The organism is Parvimonas parva, from assembly GCF_016552165.1.
In the GTDB taxonomy this organism is placed as follows: Bacteria; Bacillota; Clostridia; order Tissierellales; family Peptoniphilaceae; genus Parvimonas; species Parvimonas parva.
This window is the reverse complement of the sequence record NZ_JACVDA010000003.1, coordinates 39,823-59,387: the sequence shown is the minus strand read 5'-3', so window position 1 is coordinate 59,387 and position 19,565 is coordinate 39,823. Positions and strand designations below refer to the sequence as shown.

Below are 19,565 nucleotides of genomic sequence, written 5' to 3'. Positions count from 1 at the left end.
TTTAGGAGGGTTAAATGAATATTTACAAAAAATTATTTAAGTATGTGCCTGACAAAAAATATCTTGTTTATATTGCTATTATAACGAGTATTATTTCATCTGCACTTTCAATGTTGCCTTATTGGTTTTTGTATAAGTTTTTAAATGAATTTTTGTTGAAAAAAGATTTTACACAGGCAAAATATTATGCAATTACCATTTTTGTTGTTATGCTTTTGCAATCTTTTGTTTATTTTGTTTCACTAGGCTTTACTCATTTATTTGCATTTAGATTGGAAACAAATCTTAGAAAGGCAGGGATAAAGCATTTGATGAGTGCATCATTTGCATTTTTTGATGTTAATGAGTCAGGGAGAATTAGAAAAATTATAGATAATAATGCGAGTGATACACATATGATTGTTGCGCATTTAATTCCGGATATAACAATTGCTGTTATAACTCCAATATTTTTATTTGGAATTATGTTTGCAGTAGATTTATATCTTGGAATTGCTACTGTTATTTTGTCAATTTTAGCTGGAATTTTTACAAAACTTATGTTTGGTGAAGTTGAATTTATGGATAAGTATAATAAGGCATTGGAAAGAGTTAATAGTGAGGCAGTTGAATATGTTAGAGGAATGCAAGTTTTAAAAATATTTAAAGCGTCAATTTTTTCTTTTAAATCTTTTTATGATGCCATTATGGATTATTCTAAATGTGCTTATGATTATAGTAAAACTTGTAAAAATCCTTATGTTATATTTCAAATTCTTTTGCTTGGAGCGTCTGCGTATGTAATTCCTTTTGCGATTATGTTCTCAAACGGTGGACAATCTAATATAGAAATAATGATTAAATTAATTTTCTTTACTTGTTTTGTAGGAACATTATTTGGTTGCTTTATGAGAATTATGTATGTTGGAATGCATCAATTTATGGCGACTCAAGCAGTAGATAAGTTGGAAAATATTTTTGTGGAAATGGGAAAAAATAATATTAATCATGGGAACGAAGAAGAATTTTCTAATTTTAATATAGAATTCAAAAATGTAACTTTTAAATATGACACAAAAAATATTTTAGAAAATTTAAGTTTTAAACTTGAAGAAAATAAAACTTATGCGCTTGTAGGTTCATCAGGTGGTGGAAAATCAACTATCGCAAAATTGATTTCCGGTTTTTATAATATTGAAGACGGAGAAATTTTGATAGGTGGTAAAAATATTTCTTCATATTCAAGAGGTGCGATTATGAATAATATTTCTTTTGTTTTTCAAAATTCAAAACTTTTCAAAACTACAATTTTTGAAAATGTAAAAATTGGAAATGAAAATGCAAGTTACGAAGAGGTTATGAATGCTTTAAAGCTTGCCAGATGTGAAGAAATTTTAGATAAGTTTGAAACTCGTGAAAATACAGTTATAGGCTCAAAAGGTGTATATTTATCCGGTGGGGAAACTCAAAGAATTGCCATTGCCAGAGCGATTTTAAAAGATGCTAAGATTATAATTTTAGATGAGGCATCGGCTGCATCTGACCCTGAAAACGAACATGAAATACAATTAGCTTTTTCTAATTTAATGAAGGATAAAACAGTAATTATGATTGCTCATAGATTAAGTTCAATAAGAAATGTAGATGAGATTTTAGTTGTAGATAATGGAAAAATCATTGAAAGAGGAACTGATAAAGAGCTTATGGAAATTGGTGGAAGATATAAATTTTTACAAGATTTATTCTCTAAATCTAATGAATGGAGGATGTAATTATGAAAATGTTAAAAAGAATATTTCAATTAACTGATAAAGGTACGGTTGGAGTTGTAAAAGCATCAATTACTTCTTTTTTATCATATTGTAGCTTAATGATACCAATGATTTTATTTATGATATTTGTTCAAAATATTATTGAAGGGAAATCAAATAGTCTAGTTTTCTTTATCATTGGAATATTAGTTATGCTTGTCGTGATGTATGTAATTATGTCTATTGAATATGACAATTTATATAATGAAACTTACAAGGAAAGTGCAAATCTTAGAATTGAAATTGCAAATATTTTGAAAAATTTACCACTTTCTTTCTTTTCAAAACATGATATTTCAGACCTTTCTCAAACTATAATGAAAGACGTTTCAACTATTGAACATGCAATGAGTCATGCTATTCCAAAGGTTATTGGATTAATATTTTATTTGATTCTAATAATTGCAATGTTGATGTTCGCCAGTTTTAAACTTGCTCTTTGCATCTTAATTCCAATTATTATAAGTACGAGTTTTATCTTTATTACTAAAAAAATTCAACTAGTTGGCAATAAAAGATATTATGATATAATGAGAGGTATTTCAGAAGATTTCCAAGAATCAATTGAATTACAACAAGAGATAAAAAGTTATGGACAAGTAGATAAAATTACTAAAAAAATATATGATGATATTGACTATTCAGAAAAAATTCATATAAAGGCTGAATGGAAAATGGTGCTTCCATTGAGTATTTCAACAAATATACAAAATTTAACTTTAGGAGCTACGATTTTATTTGGAACGGCTTTATATTTAAAGGGTGAGGCGTCTATTCTTTATCTAATAGGTTATATAATGTGTGCATCAAAGATAATTGATGCTGTAAACGGTATGTTTTCAAATCTTGCAGAGCTTATGTATTTAGATGCAAATCTACAAAGAATTAAAGAATTAAGAACTGCTGAAGTTCAACAAGGAGAGCCTAAAAAATTAAATAATTTTGATATAGAATTTAAAAATGTTGAATTTGGATACAATGAAAATAAAGTTATTGATGATATTTCATTTGTAGCAAAGCAAGGAGAGGTTACTGCTCTGGTTGGACCATCGGGTTGTGGTAAGACAACTGTTTTAAGATTGATGTCAAGACTTTATGATTATGATAAGGGAAAGATAATTATAGATGGAAATGATATTAAGGAAGTGGAAACAGAAAGTCTTTTTGAAAATATTTCAATAGTTTTTCAAGATGTTACACTTTTTAATACTTCAATTTTAGAAAATATTAGATTTGGAAATAAAGATGCTACTGATGAACAGGTAAAAGAGGCAAGTAGGCTTGCAAATTGTGAAGAGTTTATTGAAAAACTACCTGATAAGTATGATACTTTGATTGGAGAAAATGGAAGTAAGTTATCAGGTGGAGAAAGACAAAGAATTTCTATTGCTCGTGCATTTTTGAAAAACTCTCCAATAGTTTTACTTGATGAAATTAGTGCAAGTCTTGATGTTGAAAACGAAATGAAAATACAAGAAAGTTTAAATAAACTAATTAAAGATAAAACTGTATTGGTAATTTCTCATAGAATGAAGTCAATAGAAAATGTAGATAAAATAATTGTAATGGAAAATGGAAAGATAGAATCTCAAGGAACACATAGTGAGCTTTTAGAAAAATCTAAAGTTTATAATACTATGATTAGAAATTCTAATTTAACAGAAAATTATAGTTATTAGGATATGGGTGCTGTTTTACAGCACCTAAATATCAAATTTAAGGAGGAGTTAGTTTGATAAAAGAGCGTAGAATAAATTTATTTATTTTGATTTTTATGAATTTAATTTTCGGTTCTCTTATTCCTCTCTGGAGTAATTTTAAAATTGATTTAATTTATTTTTGCATTTGTTCCTTTATTTTAATTTATAGCGGAAAGATTAAAAGATTTGTGAAATTTTTAATTTTTTATCTTGTTTGTGTATATATAACTTTTTTTGTAAAGCTACCAGATACTTCCTTTTTTTCTTTTGTTGGCTTTGTAGTTTATTCAAATGTAAAAACTTGTTCAATATTTATGATTGCAACAATAGTTGTATTAGATACGAGAACAAGTGAATTGATTTATGTTTTAGGAAAATTAGGTCTAGGGAAAAAAATTAGATTTGCTTGCACGATTACTTTAAAATTTATTCCGATTTATTTTGCTGAAAAGAGAATTATAAGAAATGCATTAAAACTTAGAGGAATAGATATTTCATTTAGCAAACTTTTTAAAAGATTTGAATACTACATTGTTCCAACTCTTTTTAGAGCATCTAATATTGCATCTGAAATGACTGAATCAGCATATACAAGATGTGCAATGTGCACAGATAATATGCATTCAATTTATTATAAAAAATTTGATATTGTTGATTTTATTCTTATTGTAGTATTAATTGCACTTATTGTTGCTTGGGGAGGTGGATTTATTGATAAAATTTAATAATGTAAGTTTCACTTATGAAGATTCGGATAAGAAAGCATTAGAAGATATAAATTTTGAAATAAATACAGGAGAGTTAGTACTTATAACAGGAGCATCAGGCTCAGGCAAATCTACGATATATAAGTGTATAAATGGACTTATTCCACATATTCATGATGGAAAACTTTTAGGAGAAATTTTTATTGATGATAAAAATACTAAGGATTGTAAAAATTATGAATTATGTAAGATGATAGGCTCTGTTTCTCAAAATCCAAGAGGACAATTCTTTACGGATAATACTACCTCAGAGTTGGCTTTTACTTTAGAAAATTTGGGATATGAAGTAAAAGAAATTTTAGAAAAAATAGATAATATTTCTAAATTTTTTGGACTTGAAAATATATTAAATAAAAATGTTTTAGAAATTTCAGGTGGAGAGAAACAAAAAATATCTATTGCTTGTGTTTCTATCTTAGATGCCAAGACTTTGATATTTGATGAGCCGTCTGCAAATTTAGATTATCTTGGAATCGAACTTTTAAAAGAAATTTTTTCAAAATTAAAAGAAAATGGATATACGATAGTTGTTGTTGAGCATAGAATTTTTTATTTGAAAGAATTGCTTGACAGATTAATTCATATAAACAATGGAAAACTTATAGCGAATTTAGAGAGAAAAGAGGCTTTAAATTACAGAGCAGATGACCTTAGAAGTCTAAATCCTTTTGATGAAGAATTGGTAAAAAAAGAAAACTATAAGCAAGATGAAAAAGTTTTGGAAGTTAAAAATCTTAAATTTAAAGATATTATAAAAGATATTTCCTTTGATGTGTATAGAGGAGAAATTATTGGACTTGTTGGGAAAAACGGAGTAGGAAAATCAACAATTTCAAAATTAATTTCAGGAATATATAAAAAGAATTCTGGAGAAATTTTTAGTTCAAAATTACCTTTTGTTTTGATGCAAGATGTGGATTATCAATTATTTTCAGAAAGTGTATTTTCAGAGTTTTTGTTGTCGAATAAAAATTTAAAAGAAGATGAAATCTTAGATATTTTAAATATTGTAAATCTTTATGAAAAGAGAAATTCTCACCCTTTTTCTCTTTCAGGAGGAGAAAAACAAAGATTACTTATGGGTATTTGTGCTAAAAGTAATTCAGACATTTTGATTTTAGATGAGCCTACAAGTGGATTAGATTTTAATAATATGCTTGTAATTTCAGATATTATAAAAAATTTATCAAAAGATAAAGCGATAATTTTAATTTCACATGATTATGAATTATTGTCAAGGGTTGTAGATAGAGTGATATTCCTTGAAGAAGGAAAAATTTCACAAGATTTTGTTTTAAAAGAAAGAAATCAATTAACTAATATTTTTCAAAAAATAAAAGGAGGAAGAGAGAATGAAAGTTAAAGATTTGATTTTAGTTGCTATTTTAGGAGCAATAAGTTTGGTTGTTACAATGATTGTAACATTTGCATTATTCCCATTAGGAGCATTTACTCATTGTGTTAGTCCGGGAGTTGCAGGTTTGTTTTCAGGAACCGTTTTTGTATTTATGTGTAATAAAATTGGTAAAAAAGGAAGCTTCTTTTTGTTCTCAGCAATTTTCTTAATAGTTATGGCAGGAGCGGGTTTCTATCTTCCATGGATTATTTCTTATACAGTTTCAGCAATTATTGGAGAAGTTATTCTTAGCAGTGCAGGGTATAAAAATAAAATTGCACAATTTGTCGCTTTTGGATTGTTACAAGTGGGTAGTGAATGCGGGCAAGTTATCCCTGTAAATTTCTTTTTACAATCATTCAAAGATACTTGGATTGGTAAAAATGGAATGACAGAGAGCGCTTTAAATGAAATGATAAAATATTCATCAGGAACTTATGCATTAATTACTTTGACAATAGTATTTGTCCTAGCTGGTATTGGTGTTATAATCGGAAATAAAATTTTAGAAAAACATTTCAAAAAAATAAAATAATTTTTTAATTCCTTCAAAGAGAGATATGTTTAGAATATCTCTCTTTTTTGTTTTTTTTTTGTAAGAATTATGTTATAATAAATACAGTTTTATGGTTATTGTATAAAAGTGTATTTATTTCATCATATTTACCATTTAAAGATTATCTAAAGTGAAAATATGATCTAATAAATGTAGTTTTGTTTTCTTATAAAAAACTGCATTTATTTTATTGTAGTTGTTTAATTAACTTTTAGATTTTCGATATGATATAATAAATATGTTTTTTATAATGAATAAAGTATATTTTTTTATAGTTAGGAGTTGAGTTATGAATATTACAATCATATTAGCTGCCGGAGAAGGTACCAGAATGAAAAGTAAAAAATCAAAAGTTTTACATAAGATTGTAAATAGACCTTTGATTGATTATGTTTATGATGCAAGTTGCGATGCCGGTAGTGATAAGACTATAATTATTGTTGGAAAAAATAAAAATGAAGTTGAAGAAAAATTTGAAAATAAGGTGCTTTATAAAGAGCAAAAAATTGGTAAAGAATTTCCTTATGGTACAGGTTACGCAGTTCAACTTACAATAGATGAGATTGAAGATGAAGATAATGTTTTAATTTTGAGTGGGGATACTCCTTTGATAAAAGGAGAAACTTTACAAAAATTATTAGATGAACATATTGATATGAAATCAAAAGCTACTGTTCTAACTGCTTTTATTAATGATACAACAGGATATGGGCATATAATTAAGGATTCTGAAGGAAGATTCTTAAAAATTGTTGAAGATAAAGATGCAAATATAGAAGAAAAAAGAGTTAAAGAAATAAATTCAGGAATTTATGTTTTTAACGGGAGAGCTTTAAAAAATTCTATAACTAAGATAGATAGAAATAATGCACAAAATGAATTATATCTTACAGATGCGATTAAGGTTTTAGTTCAAGACGGAGAACTTGTTTCTACATATAAACTTGACGACATTGAAGAAATTTATGGAATAAATTCAAAACTTCAGCTTTTTGAAGCAGAAAAAATTATGCGTTACAGAATAAATGCTGAGTATATGAAAAATGGTGTTGTAATGGAAAATCCGGAAAATACCGTTATAGAAAAAGGAATAAATATAGGAATAGATACATTTATCGGAAGTGGTGCCAGAATTTTAGGAAATACTACAATTGGAGAAAATGTATATATAACAGGTGATACTCTTATAGAAAACTCAACAATCGGTGATAATGTAATTATTAAGAGTTCATACATAGAAGATAGTATAGTAGAAAATGATGTTACTATGGGACCTTTTGCTCATCTTAGACCAAATAGTATATTAAAGGGTAGTGTTCATATCGGAAACTTTGTTGAAGTTAAAAATTCTACGATTGGAGAAAATACTAAGGCTGGACATTTAGCTTATATTGGTGATGCTATTATTGGTAAAGATGTAAATATGGGTTGTGGTTCTATTTTAGTAAATTATGATGGAAAGAATAAACATATTTCTAAAATTGGAGATGGCTGTTTTGTTGGTAGTAACTCAAATATAGTTTCTCCGGTAGAAATTGCAAATGATACTTTTATAGCAGCCGGAACAACTGTCGTTTCAGATGTAGAAAAAGAAGGTTCACTTATAATTGGACGTAGTGAAACTTTTGAAAAAGAAAATTGGGTTTATAAAAAGAATTTAAAAATAAAAAAGTAATATTTTAGGAGGAATTATGTTAGCTTATACTGGACCTATGAAAATTTTTTCAGGAACTGCAAATAGAAAATTTGCAGAAGATATTTGTAAATGCCTTGATATGCCATTAGGAGAAATAAATATCGGAAAATTTAGTGATGGAGAAATTAATCTTTCTGTTGAAGAAACTGTAAGAGGTTATGATGTTTATATCATTCAACCAACTTGTAGTCCAACAAACGACAACCTTATGGAAGTTTTAATTATGGTTGATGCATTCAAGAGAGCATCAGCAGGAAGAATTAATGTTGTTGTGCCTTATTATGGATATGCAAGACAAGACAGAAAAACAAAAGCTAGAGAACCGATAACTGCAAAATTAGTTGCAAATCTAATCGAAAAATCAGGTGCTGATAGAGTTATAACAATGGATTTACACGCAGGACAAATTCAAGGATATTTTGATATTCCTGTTGACCATCTTTCAGCGATTAAACCACTTGCTGATTTCTTTAAAGATGAATTAAAAGATGAAAATAGAGAAAATATGGTTGTAGTTTCTCCTGATTTAGGTGGAGTTACAAGAGCAAGAAAATTCTCTAATTATTTAGATTTACCAATTGCAATTATTGAAAAGAGAAGACCGCGTCCAAATGTTTCAGAAGTTATGAATATCATAGGAGATATTGAAGGAAAAACTTGTATAATCGTTGATGACATTATAGATACAGCAGGAACTATTACAAATGCAGCCAATGCTTTGATAGCAAAGGGGGCAAAAAAAGTTTATATAACTGCAAGTCATGGAGTATTTTCAGGTAAAGCCTTAGAAAATATTGCCAATTCAAAAGTTGAAAAATGTGTTGTAACAGATACTATTCCTCAAGAAAATAACTTAGGTGGAAAAGTTGAAGTTGTATCAGTTGCTCAATATTTTGCAAAAGCTATTGATAGAATAAATAACAACAGACCGGTGAGTATGTTATTTGATGGAAGATAATATATATTTAATTGTAGGTCTTGGAAATCCCGGAAAAAATTATGTTGGAACAAGACATAATGTTGGATATGGGGTTATTGATATTTTAGCTGAAAAATATAATATCAACATGAAAAAAGAAAAATTTAAATCTTTTTACGGACAGATAAATATGTTTGGTAAAAAATGTATTTTCCTTAAACCACTTACTTATATGAATTTATCCGGAGAGGCTGTTATAGATGCGGTAAATTATTTTAAAATAAAACCTGAAAATATTATTGTTATAGTAGATGATATAGATATTCCTTTTGGAACTATTAGAGTAAAGAAAAAAGGAAGTGCCGGAACGCATAATGGCTTAAAATCAATAATTTACCATTTAGAAACGGATTGTTTTCCAAGGGTTAAGGTAAGTGTTGGAAAATGTCCTAGTTATATGGATTTAAAAGATTTTGTTTTAAGTAGTTTTTCAACTTCTGAAAAGAAAATTTTAGAAAAAGAATTGGAAATTTCTGCAGAGGCAGTTGAAGAAATAATAAAAAGCGATGTTGACAAAACAATGTGTAAATTTAACGGAATGTGTATAGAGGAATAATATTCCTCTATATTTTTTATAGAGCAAGGAGAGTTTATGAATTTTTTAATTGATTTTTTAAAGAATAATGAATCATATTTAGAAATGGTTTCAAATTTAAAATCAAATAATGTTCCAATCTATTGTAATGGACTCATAAAAGAAAGTTTATCTCATGTGATATATTCTATTTTTAGTGATTTTTCTGATAAAAATTTAGTGTTACTTGTCGAAACTGAAAATAGAGCAAATGAACTTTGTGATGAGTTAAAAAATTTGATAGGAGATAAGGTTGTTGTTTATCCGAATTTTGATATAAGATTTCACAATATAAATAGTTTGGAAACAAATCTTGAAAACAATAGAATAGAAATAATGAATAGACTGATTTCCAAAGAAAAATTCATAATGATTACAACTTCAAGTGCATTATCAAAAAAAATTAGTACACCGAAATTTTTTAAATCACATTATATTAATATCGATGAAGATTCTGAAATAGATTTTGAAGAATTAACTGAAAAATTGATAAAAATGCATTATGATAGGGTTGATTTTGTTGAGGCAAAGGGACAGTTTTCTATAAGAGGGTCAATACTTGATATTTATCCTGTAAACTTTAAAAATCCTATTAGAATTGAGCTTTTTGGAGATGAAGTAGATTCAATACGTTCTTTTGATATAAATAGTCAAAGGTCTATTGAAAAACTTAATAAAATAGAGATAATACCTGCCAAAGAAATGGTCTTGTCAAAAGCTGATGTTGAAAATATTTTAAATGGTTTAAAGAAAGACATTGAAAAACTACAAAAATTAAAATTATTTGGGAAAGATGTCGAAAAATCAACAGAAAAATTTTATAGAATTTATGATGATTTAAAAACAAATTATCATATTTCTAATATGGACTTGATTTCACCATATATAAAAAAGGGAAGTTTTTCGACTATTTTAGATTATTTAGAAAAAGATTCTATAATTTGTACAGAAGATATTTTAAAAATTTATGATAGAAATTTAGAAATAGAAAATTTATTTCACGAAAATGTAATGTTTTCTATTGAAAATGCTGAAATTTTAGATTCACATAAAGATATTTTAATTCCTTTTGATAGTATTCTAAGAAGGATTAAAGAATTTAGTGTTGTTAATTTTACACAGCTTTTAAAGAGAACAAAAATAATAAATGCTAAAAGCATTATAAATTTAAAAACTATTGAAATAGAAATGTTCAATAGAAGATTTGATGTATTATTTCAAAGTTTAAAATATAAATTGCAAAGAGGATATAAAATTGTAATTTTTGCAGGTTCTGTTGAAAAGGCAAATAATTTAAAAGAAATGTTATTTTCTGAAAATATAAACTCGACAGTTTTTGATGGACTGGATTTTGAATTAAAATCTTCTATTCTTGGAATTTCTACAATAAATTTAGAGTCCGGCTTTGAATATCCGGATCAAAAGATTTTATTTTTAACACATAAAGAAATTTATGGAACTGTTAAAAAAACTTATAAAAAATCAAATAAAAAGAAAAAAGAAAATTTGCTTTCTTATACAGATTTAAATGTTGGAGATTTTGTCGTTCATGAAAATCATGGAATCGGTGAATATAGAGGTATTGAACAGATTGAAGTTGACGGAATAGTCAAAGACCATATTTTGATTTTGTATAAGGCAAATGATAAATTATATATTCCAACTGACCAAATGAATTTGATTCAAAAATATATTGGGAAGGATGGATATAAACCGAAGTTGAATAAATTAGGTTCAAATGATTGGGTCAAGACTAAAACTCGTGCTAAAAAAGTTTTAGATGAGATTGCATTGGATTTAGTTCAACTTTATGCAAAGAGAGATAAGCTTAGAGGGTTTTCTTTTTCTGAGGATACAACTTGGCAAAAAGAATTTGAAGATAGTTTTATTTATGAAGAAACATATTCACAGCTTAGAGCTATTGATGAAATAAAGAAAGATATGGAAAGTTTTAAGCCGATGGATAGATTGCTTTGTGGTGATGTTGGATATGGGAAAACGGAAGTAGCATTAAGGTCTGCTTTTAAAGCTATGATGGACGATAAACAGGTTGCTTTTTTAGTACCTACCACAATACTTGCTCAACAACATTATAATACTGCTGTCGAAAGAATTGGAAATTTTCCGGTAGAAGTTGAAATGCTTAGTAGATTTAGAACTCCTGCAAGACAAAAAGAAATTTTGAAAGATTTAAAGTCCGGCAAAATAAATTTACTTATAGGTACACATAAATTATTATCTAAAAATTTAGAATTTAAAGATTTAGGACTTTTAATAATAGATGAAGAACAAAGGTTTGGAGTTAAACATAAAGAGGCATTAAAAAAAATAAAGGAAAATATTGATGTTCTATCTTTATCTGCTACACCAATACCTAGAACTATGCAAATGAGTTTGGTAGGAATTAGGGATATGAGTATTTTAGATGATGCCCCTGAAGAGAGAGTAACTATTGCCACATTTGTTTTAGAATATAATGATTCTGTAATTAGAGAGGCTATTTATAAGGAAATAAATAGAGGTGGACAAGTTTATTTTGTATATAATCGAATAAAAGATATGGATAAGATGTATGTTGAGCTGTCAAAGTTAGTTCCTGATGCTAGAATTGCTATGGCTCATAGCAAATTATCGAATAAGGAATTAGAAGATATTATGTATGATTTCCAAGAAGGAGAATACGATATTTTGTTATGCACGACTATCATCGAAACCGGAATGGATATAAAAAATTGTAATACTATGATTATATACGATGCAGATAAAATGGGATTATCACAGCTTTATCAGTTGAAGGGAAGAATAGGTCGTTCAAAGAGAAGAGCTTATGCATATTTTACTTATGATAAAGATAAAGTTCTAACTGAAATTTCTGAAAAGAGATTAATGGCGATAAGAGATTTTTCAGAATTCGGTTCAGGTTTTAAAATAGCTATGAGAGATTTAGAACTTCGTGGTGCCGGGAATATTTTAGGAGAATGTCAATCAGGACATATTGAAACTATCGGTTATGAAATGTATGTAAGAATGTTAGAAGAAAGCATCAAGACGGTTAAAGGGGAAACTCTACAAATTAAAAGTCAAACTACTATTGAATTGTCAGTTGATGCATATATTCCTTCAAGTTATATAAGTGATAGTGGACAAAAGATTGATATGTATAAAAAAATCGCCAGCATAACTTCAAGAGATGATTTTGATGAAATTTATGATGAATTGACCGATAGATTTGGAGATGTTCCAAAGTCAGTTCTAAATGTTATGAATGTTTCATATTTAAAAATTATTTCAACTGATTTAGATTTTATAAAAGTGATTGAAAGAGAAAAATCAGTTGTATTCAAGTTTAATAAGTCAAATAGAGATATTTTATCTATAATAGGTAAATTGCCTGATAATTTATTTAGAAAGATAGAATTTAATATTAATGAAACGGCAGAATTAATATTTAATTATGATAAGAATAAATTGTTAGAAAGTATTGAATTAGTAGATAGTTTATATGCTTTAAAAAGAGAAAATTCCTAAAAAACTTTGACATTCATAGAAAAATAATGTATAATATCAAAAGATTAAAATATTAATCGAAAAGGAGAGAAATATGAAAAATAAATTAATAAAATTTGTAAGTATAATGGCGTTATCTGCAATGGTTTTAACAGCTTGTGCTAAAGCCCCAAAAGGAGCTATGGTAAAAATTGGAGAAAAGTATATTACTGAGGAACAAATTCAAAAAGAATATGACAGAGTAATTGCATCTTATACAGATGACCAAAAAGCAAAATATGATGAATCAACTGATGAAGGGAAAAAAGCTTCTTTAAATTTAAAACAAAATATTTTAGAAATGTTCTCTAATATTGAAGTTGTTAAACAAAAATTTGCTAAATTAGAAAAAGAATATAAAGATGAGGGAAAATCTGAAGAAGAAATTGCTAAAGTAACTGTAACAAAAGAAGAAATTGAAGATAATTTTAATAAAGTTAAAGAGCAATTAGGTGACAAGTTTAATGAAGAACTTGAGAAGGCTAAACTTACTGAAGATGAATTAAAATATAAGATTGAAGATAATATGTATTCTACAAAATTCCAAACTTGGTTTAATGAAAATTATGCACCAAAAGATGAAGAAATTGCTCAAAAATATAAAGGAAGTAAATTTGAAGGCCCTCAAATTAATGCAAGCCATATTTTAGTTAAAACTGAAGAAGAGGCTAAGAAAGTTAAAGCACGTTTAACTGCTGGAGAAAAGTTTGAAGATGTAGCTAAAGAAGTATCAAAAGACCCTTCAGTAAAACAAAATAATGGTGCATTAGGAACTTTTACAAAGGGAGTTATGGTTCAAGAATTTTATGATGCTGCAAGTAAGATGAAAGTTGGAGAAATTAGTGAACCTGTAAAGAGTCAATTCGGTTTTCATATAATCAAATTAAACGAAATTGTTGAAGATTACGAAAAATTTGACGAAAAAAACAAAGAAAGTATAAAGAAAAAATTAAAACAAACTATATTGTCAGAAAAATTCAAAACAGAATTTGCTAACATTCAAAAGGAAGTTGGATACTTACCAATTAAAAATTTTAAATAAATTGGCTAAATTACTTGATATTTTTTGAAAATTAATATATAATAATATTGCAAATGGTTATGGAGCCATTAATATAGGCAATTATTAATATAATAGTGTATTTAGGAGGAAATTTTAATGAACAAATCTGAATTATTAGCTAGTATGGCTGAAAAAGGAAAAATTACAAAAGTTGACGCTGAAAGAGCATTAAATGCTTTCATTCAAACAGTTGAAGAAACATTAGTTAAAGGGGAAAAAGTTCAATTAGTTGGATTTGGAACTTTCGAAGCTAGAGAAAGAAAAGCAAGAAGTGGAAGAAACCCAAGAAACCCTAAAGAAGTTATCGAAATTCCAGCATCAAAAGCTCCAGTATTCAAAGCTGGTAAGTCTCTTAAAGAAGTTGTAAATAAATAATTTTTGATAATGAATTAAAAATCAGGCTTTGCCTGATTTTTTTGTAAAAATTTCACTTTAAGTATTGAAAAATAAAATCTATTGTGTTATAATATTTTGGTGAATAATCACATATTCTGATTGAACAAGTGTTGCCTAGATGGTTCTTGTCAAGATGATGAATATGGGTGGCTAAAAAACAGGAGGTAAAGAAATGTCACAAGTAATTTTAATGAAAAATTTATTAGAAGCAGGAGTACATTTTGGACATCAAACTAGAAGATGGAATCCAAAAATGTCAAAATTTATTTTTACAGAAAGAAATGGAATCTATATTATAGATTTACAAAAAACTGTAAAACAAATTGAACAAGCGTATGATTTCGTAAGAGAAATTGTTGCTGACGGTGGTAGAGTTCTTTTTGTAGGAACTAAAAAACAAGCTCAAGAGGCTGTTGAAACTGAGGCAAAGAGAAGTGGACAATTCTATGTTAGTCATAGATGGTTAGGTGGTATGTTAACTAACTATAAAACTATCAGAAAGAGAATTGACAGACTTAAAAAATTAGAACTTATGGAAGAAGATGGAACTTTCCAAAGATTACCTAAAAAAGAAGTAATTAAATTAAGAAGAGAAATCGAAAAATTAGAAAAATTCTTAGGTGGAATTAAAGAAATGGATAAACTTCCAGATGTTCTTTTTGTAATAGATCCAAAGAATGAAAAAATTGCTGTAAATGAGGCAAAAATATTAGGAATTCCAGTTATTGGTGTTGTTGATACTAACTGTGACCCTGATGAAGTTGATATTGCTATTCCAGGAAATGATGATGCTATCAGAGCTGTAAAATTATTAACTGGTACTATTGCAAATGCTATCGTTGAAGCTAAACAAGGTGAACAAGCTGAAACTGAAGAAGTAGAAACTGTTGAAGTAGCAGAAGAAGTTTCTGAAGAAGTAGCTGAATAATTAGGATATAGAATTTTAAAGGGTAAGGATTCAAATTTTTAATATTTATCCTTACCTTATTTTTTAGAAATTATAGGAGGTTTTTATGGAAATTACTGCAAAATTAGTAAAAGATTTAAGAGAAACTACTGGTGCCGGTATGATGGAATGTAAAAAGGCATTACAAGAAGTTGATGGAGATATGGAAAAAGCTATTGAATTTTTAAGAGAAAAAGGATTAGCTAAAGCTGCTAAAAAAGCAAGCAAAGTTGCAGCTGAAGGTTTAATTACTTTAGTTATAGATGAAAATAATACTAAAGCAGCTATTACAGAAGTAAACTCACAAACTGACTTCGTTGCTAAAAATGAAAATTTCGTAGCATTAACTAAAAAAGTTACTGAACATATATTTAACAATGAAATCAAAGAAGTTGAATCTTTAAATGAATCAACTATTGATGATGTTAATTTTGAAGAATTTATGAAATTACAAATTTCTTCAATCGGAGAAAATCTTGTAGTTAGAAGATTAGCATTTGCTAAAGCTTGTTGCGAAAGTGGAATTGTTTGTGGATATGTTCACTTCAATAAAAAAGTTGGGGTTATTCTTAAAGCTAAATGCGATAGTGAAACTACAAAAGCTGGTGCAAAAGATTTATTACAAAATATTTGTATGCACATTTCAGCAATGAAACCACAATACTTAAGTTATAAAGATTTAGATGCAGAATTCGTTGAAAGAGAATACTTAGCTCTTAAAGGTTCTATCGAAAAAGAAAACGAAGAATTAGTAAGACTTGGAAAACAATTAAAAAGAATTCCAAAATACGCATCAATGTCACAAATCACTGACGAAGTATTAAAAGCTGAAGAAGAATTATTAAAAGAAGAATTAAAGAAACAAGGTAAACCAGAAAAAATTTGGGATAAAATTTTACCTGGACAAATCGAAAGATTTATTAAAGACAATACTTTAATTGACCAACAATACGCTTTATTCAGCCAACAATATGTATTAGACGATAGCAAAACAGTTTTAGATGCTGTTAACGATAAAGCTAAAGAATTAGGTGGAAGTATCGAAATCGTAGAATACACAAGATTTGAAGTTGGTGAAGGCGTAGAAAAGAAAGAAGAAAATTTTGCCGAAGAAGTTGCAAAACAAATGGGACTTTAATATTAAATTTAAACAGAGCTTAGGCTCTGTTTTTTTATAATTTTTTGTAATTAAAAAGGTTCAATATTGATTTATTGAACCTTTTGCTTTTATCGGGTAAATGAGCCTTGTTGCCAACCACCATTTAGATATATTAAATGTGCAATTATTGTTACAAGTACATTCGAGATTGACATTGCAAGCCAAATTCCTGTTGCTCCATAACCTGTGTAATACTTAAAGAAAAGTATTAGAGGCAATCTTATTATCCAAAGTCTTATCATATCTATTGCCATTGAATATTTGCTATTTCCTGAGCCTTGGAAAAGTCCTTGATATACAAAAAACATATTTAACATTACAAGAGTTATTAATGTGTAGAACATATAACTGTTTGCTTGTATCATTAGTTCTGAATTTTTTGGAGCATTTATGAAGAAAGATAATATCTCATATCTAAATATAAAACTTATAAATGCAATTATAATAGACATTATAATTACTATAATAGATGCTTTTTTAAATGTTTCTTTAACTCTTTTTATATTATTATTTCCAATGTTTTGTCCTATTATTGAAGTTATAGCAGAGCCTATACCTCCAGGTGGAATATTTAAAAGTCCACTTATTCTATTTACCATTCCATAAGCTGCAACGGTTTCTGTTCCATAGCTTTGTATGAATGAGTTCATTATTATAAAACCTATTGCAGTTCCTATTTGTCCGATAACTGAAGGTAGAGCAATGTAGTATATTTTTTTCAAAATACATTTTTTCCATTTTATAAATATTAAACTTTGTAAATTTAATTTAATTTTGTCATGATTGAAACGTAAATGAATAAAACCAACTATGCACATAATTCCTTGTGTTAAAACAGTTGCGAGGGCAGCTCCCTTAACTCCAAGTCCTAATCCTGAAATTGAAGTAAATGGAATTGTGTCGAATATAAAAATCGGATTTAAAATCATATTCAAAACTACGCAAGTTGTACTTATCATTGTTGGAATTGCATTTTTCCCTTGTGCTGATAAAATAGATGAATATATGTAGTATAAAAATATAAATGGGATTCCAAGGTAACTGTATTTTAAATAAATTATGCTATATTTTGCAAGGTCTCCTGTTGCACCCATTAAATTTACTATTGAATCTGCACTAAAATATCCTAATAACATAAATATGATTGAGAATAATAATGAAATATTTATTAAAGTATCTGCATATTTTTGAGCCAGAGGAAAATCTTTTTTTCCGAGTAACTGAGAAATTAATGATATTGATGCAATCGACAGTCCGATTCCAATTGAGTTAAATAAAAATACAACCGGCCAAGTAAAACTTGTTGATGCAAATTCTGCAGTTCCTAATTTCCCAAGCCAAAAAGCATCTGCAAGTGAATATAATTGTTGAATGAAATTATTTAAAATAATTGGGATTGAAATAATTGCTATGATTTTATAAATATTTCCATGTAAAATCATTTCACTTCGTTCTTTTTTCATATAACACCTCCTATAAAAATATTTGTCTAATATGTTATTCCACAAATTTAGTAAGTTAAAACAAGATTATAACAAAATATTTATAAAATTGCAAGAAAAAATCTCTCTAATTACTAGAGAGATTTTGTAAAATTATTTTAATCTTGCCAATGCACCGAATGGATCCCAAGGTTCAAGTTCGATAACTTCTTCATCTAATGCCTTTAACCATTTTTCATCAATATATTTTTTATCAACCATTATTTCATAATTATATTCTTCAAACCATTCATCAGTCATTGAGAAAATTCCTTTATCTCCTAAAGTATCTCCCCAAGAATTTTCAACTTGCCATTCTAACGGTTTACCATTTTCATCAAGATTTACTCCTGTAAATACCATTGCATGAGTTAAAATGCTTTCGTGATAATCAAGTCTTTCGGCTTTTGTAAAGTTTTGACAAGCAGGGAATATATCATCATATAAGAACATATCCAAGTCCATAATTCCTTTGTTTTTTTCTAACATTTGTGCAACATCACAACCAAACCAAACAGGTTCTCCTGCTTTGATAGATTTAATAGCACTTTCTTTTAAAACTTCGATAGGAACATTAATATATTTTATTCTATCACTTTCTTTAACAGAACCTAAGAATTTTACAGTGTATGCTTTTCCATAAGGCTTATCTTCTGTTGGTGCATTTATTAAACTTATTCTATCTTTTAAATTCCAACCAACATATTTGTTAAAAAATTCTAATGGAGTTATATTAGAAATTCTATGGAATTTTTCGTCTTTATCAGTATATTCATAAGTGAATGTTTCAGGAATTTCTCCTAAACATTTTGTTAAAATGTTGTAAACTGTGTAAAGAGTTTCATCTTTTATCTTTTCGATTTCTTTTAAATCTTTTCCTTCTTTGTGAAGTTTTCTCATTTCACAGGCAGATTTTCTAAGATGTTTAGTTATTATTGTTTCCATCATTCTTGTATTTGATGAATGGAAAGTTTCAGGCATAATTCCTTTTGGAACGACACCATATTTTTCCAAAAGTCCTTTAAACATATCCCATTGTCCACCATCTTGAATAGGGGCAGTTAAAAGATGAGAAACTAATCTTGAATCTGTTGATTCATCTAAAGTTTCTATAATATTTTCTAAAAAGAAATTTGATTTTTCAAGTTTATCCCAAAATAGAGTATAAGTTTGAGAATATTCCATAGTTTTTAAATTTAGATTTTCCATTGTTGTAACTCTTGCAACATTTAGAGCGGAGAACATCCAACATCTACCACTTGCTTTTTGGTTTGTTATTTCACCTTTTTTAGTTACATCAGAAAATTTAAAATTATGTCTTTTCATAACCTCGTGATTTGTAGAGGCCTCACTAATTCCAACTTTTGAAACAGATGCAGCTACAATCTTATTTGTTTTACAAGAATCAAATCTTTCTTTAAATGATTTTAACACTTCTTTTGTTAATGCCATTTTTACCACTCTCCTTAAAAATAATTTAGGTACAACCCATAAATATATTAGGTATAACCTATAA

15 protein-coding genes are annotated in these 19,565 nt (G+C 27.6%); 13 read left to right on the top strand and 2 right to left on the bottom strand.

Annotated elements, in window-relative coordinates; all coding sequences use genetic code 11:
* Window positions 1-14 precede the first annotated feature (14 nt).
* The 13 genes from IBJ83_RS01435 to tsf all read left to right on the top strand — a co-directional run bounded on the left by IBJ83_RS01435 (window position 15) and on the right by tsf (window position 16,547).
* A complete protein-coding gene (locus tag IBJ83_RS01435) occupies window positions 15-1,751 on the top strand; it encodes an ABC transporter ATP-binding protein (protein ID WP_201275056.1) in 1,737 nt (578 codons plus the stop codon).
* A complete protein-coding gene (locus IBJ83_RS01430) occupies window positions 1,751-3,469 on the top strand; it encodes an ABC transporter ATP-binding protein (RefSeq protein WP_201275097.1) in 1,719 nt (572 codons plus the stop codon). The genes IBJ83_RS01435 and IBJ83_RS01430 overlap by 1 nt, the downstream gene beginning before the upstream one ends.
* Before the next feature lie 53 nt (window positions 3,470-3,522).
* Complete coding sequence (locus IBJ83_RS01425) at window positions 3,523-4,215, top strand: energy-coupling factor transporter transmembrane component T (protein ID WP_201275055.1); 693 nt, start codon at window positions 3,523-3,525, stop codon at window positions 4,213-4,215.
* A complete protein-coding gene (locus tag IBJ83_RS01420; RefSeq protein WP_201275054.1) occupies window positions 4,193-5,620 on the top strand; it encodes an ABC transporter ATP-binding protein in 1,428 nt (475 codons plus the stop codon). Before IBJ83_RS01425 ends, IBJ83_RS01420 begins: the two co-directional genes overlap by 23 nt.
* A complete protein-coding gene (locus tag IBJ83_RS01415) occupies window positions 5,610-6,188 on the top strand; it encodes an MptD family putative ECF transporter S component (protein ID WP_201275053.1) in 579 nt (192 codons plus the stop codon). The genes IBJ83_RS01420 and IBJ83_RS01415 overlap by 11 nt, the downstream gene beginning before the upstream one ends.
* Window positions 6,189-6,498: 310 nt before the next feature.
* Window positions 6,499-7,884 (top strand): bifunctional UDP-N-acetylglucosamine diphosphorylase/glucosamine-1-phosphate N-acetyltransferase GlmU, encoded by a 1,386-nt coding sequence (glmU, locus tag IBJ83_RS01410; RefSeq protein WP_201275052.1) that lies wholly within the window; start codon window positions 6,499-6,501, stop codon window positions 7,882-7,884.
* 16 nt (window positions 7,885-7,900) lie between these two features.
* Window positions 7,901-8,863, top strand: coding sequence for a ribose-phosphate diphosphokinase (locus IBJ83_RS01405; RefSeq protein WP_068471855.1), 963 nt, complete (start codon window positions 7,901-7,903; stop codon window positions 8,861-8,863).
* Entirely contained in the window at window positions 8,853-9,440 is a 588-nt protein-coding gene (gene pth / locus IBJ83_RS01400; RefSeq protein WP_201275051.1) for an aminoacyl-tRNA hydrolase, read from the top strand. Before IBJ83_RS01405 ends, pth begins: the two co-directional genes overlap by 11 nt.
* Before the next feature lie 36 nt (window positions 9,441-9,476).
* Window positions 9,477-12,986 (top strand): transcription-repair coupling factor, encoded by a 3,510-nt coding sequence (mfd, locus tag IBJ83_RS01395; protein ID WP_201275050.1) that lies wholly within the window; start codon window positions 9,477-9,479, stop codon window positions 12,984-12,986.
* A 73-nt stretch (window positions 12,987-13,059) separates the two neighbouring features.
* Window positions 13,060-14,046: a peptidylprolyl isomerase gene (locus tag IBJ83_RS01390; protein ID WP_068471851.1), complete on the top strand. Its 987-nt coding sequence runs from the start codon at window positions 13,060-13,062 to the stop codon at window positions 14,044-14,046.
* Window positions 14,047-14,163: 117 nt separating this feature from the next.
* Window positions 14,164-14,442, top strand: coding sequence for an HU family DNA-binding protein (locus tag IBJ83_RS01385; protein WP_068471849.1), 279 nt, complete (start codon window positions 14,164-14,166; stop codon window positions 14,440-14,442).
* 193 nt (window positions 14,443-14,635) lie between these two features.
* Window positions 14,636-15,391: a 30S ribosomal protein S2 gene (rpsB, locus tag IBJ83_RS01380; protein ID WP_201275049.1), complete on the top strand. Its 756-nt coding sequence runs from the start codon at window positions 14,636-14,638 to the stop codon at window positions 15,389-15,391.
* Between the two features lie 85 nt (window positions 15,392-15,476).
* Window positions 15,477-16,547 carry a translation elongation factor Ts gene (gene tsf / locus IBJ83_RS01375; RefSeq protein WP_201275048.1) on the top strand — a complete coding sequence of 357 codons (1,071 nt, stop codon included), beginning with the start codon at window positions 15,477-15,479 and terminating at the stop codon, window positions 16,545-16,547.
* Window positions 16,548-16,636: 89 nt separating this feature from the next.
* Here tsf and IBJ83_RS01370 read toward each other — a convergent pair whose 3' ends face one another.
* Both IBJ83_RS01370 and IBJ83_RS01365 read right to left on the bottom strand, forming a co-directional pair.
* Window positions 16,637-18,031, bottom strand: coding sequence for an MATE family efflux transporter (locus IBJ83_RS01370; protein WP_201275047.1), 1,395 nt, complete (start codon window positions 18,029-18,031; stop codon window positions 16,637-16,639).
* A gap of 132 nt (window positions 18,032-18,163) precedes the next feature.
* Window positions 18,164-19,501 (bottom strand): C1 family peptidase, encoded by a 1,338-nt coding sequence (locus IBJ83_RS01365; protein ID WP_201275046.1) that lies wholly within the window; start codon window positions 19,499-19,501, stop codon window positions 18,164-18,166.
* Between the last annotated feature and the right edge of the window lie 64 nt (window positions 19,502-19,565).

Excerpts from the sequence above, each read along its gene's own strand:
- IBJ83_RS01435 (WP_201275056.1), top strand. The coding sequence starts at position 15 with ATGAATATTTACAAAAAATTATTTAAGTATGTGCCTGACAAAAAATAT.
- IBJ83_RS01415 (WP_201275053.1), top strand. The coding sequence starts at position 5,610 with ATGAAAGTTAAAGATTTGATTTTAGTTGCTATTTTAGGAGCAATAAGT.
- glmU (WP_201275052.1), top strand. The coding sequence starts at position 6,499 with ATGAATATTACAATCATATTAGCTGCCGGAGAAGGTACCAGAATGAAA.
- IBJ83_RS01405 (WP_068471855.1), top strand. The coding sequence starts at position 7,901 with ATGTTAGCTTATACTGGACCTATGAAAATTTTTTCAGGAACTGCAAAT.
- pth (WP_201275051.1), top strand. The coding sequence starts at position 8,853 with ATGGAAGATAATATATATTTAATTGTAGGTCTTGGAAATCCCGGAAAA.
- mfd (WP_201275050.1), top strand. The coding sequence starts at position 9,477 with ATGAATTTTTTAATTGATTTTTTAAAGAATAATGAATCATATTTAGAA.
- IBJ83_RS01390 (WP_068471851.1), top strand. The coding sequence starts at position 13,060 with ATGAAAAATAAATTAATAAAATTTGTAAGTATAATGGCGTTATCTGCA.
- IBJ83_RS01385 (WP_068471849.1), top strand. The coding sequence starts at position 14,164 with ATGAACAAATCTGAATTATTAGCTAGTATGGCTGAAAAAGGAAAAATT.
- rpsB (WP_201275049.1), top strand. The coding sequence starts at position 14,636 with ATGTCACAAGTAATTTTAATGAAAAATTTATTAGAAGCAGGAGTACAT.
- tsf (WP_201275048.1), top strand. The coding sequence starts at position 15,477 with ATGGAAATTACTGCAAAATTAGTAAAAGATTTAAGAGAAACTACTGGT.
- IBJ83_RS01370 (WP_201275047.1), bottom strand. The coding sequence starts at position 18,031 with ATGAAAAAAGAACGAAGTGAAATGATTTTACATGGAAATATTTATAAA.
- IBJ83_RS01365 (WP_201275046.1), bottom strand. The coding sequence starts at position 19,501 with ATGGCATTAACAAAAGAAGTGTTAAAATCATTTAAAGAAAGATTTGAT.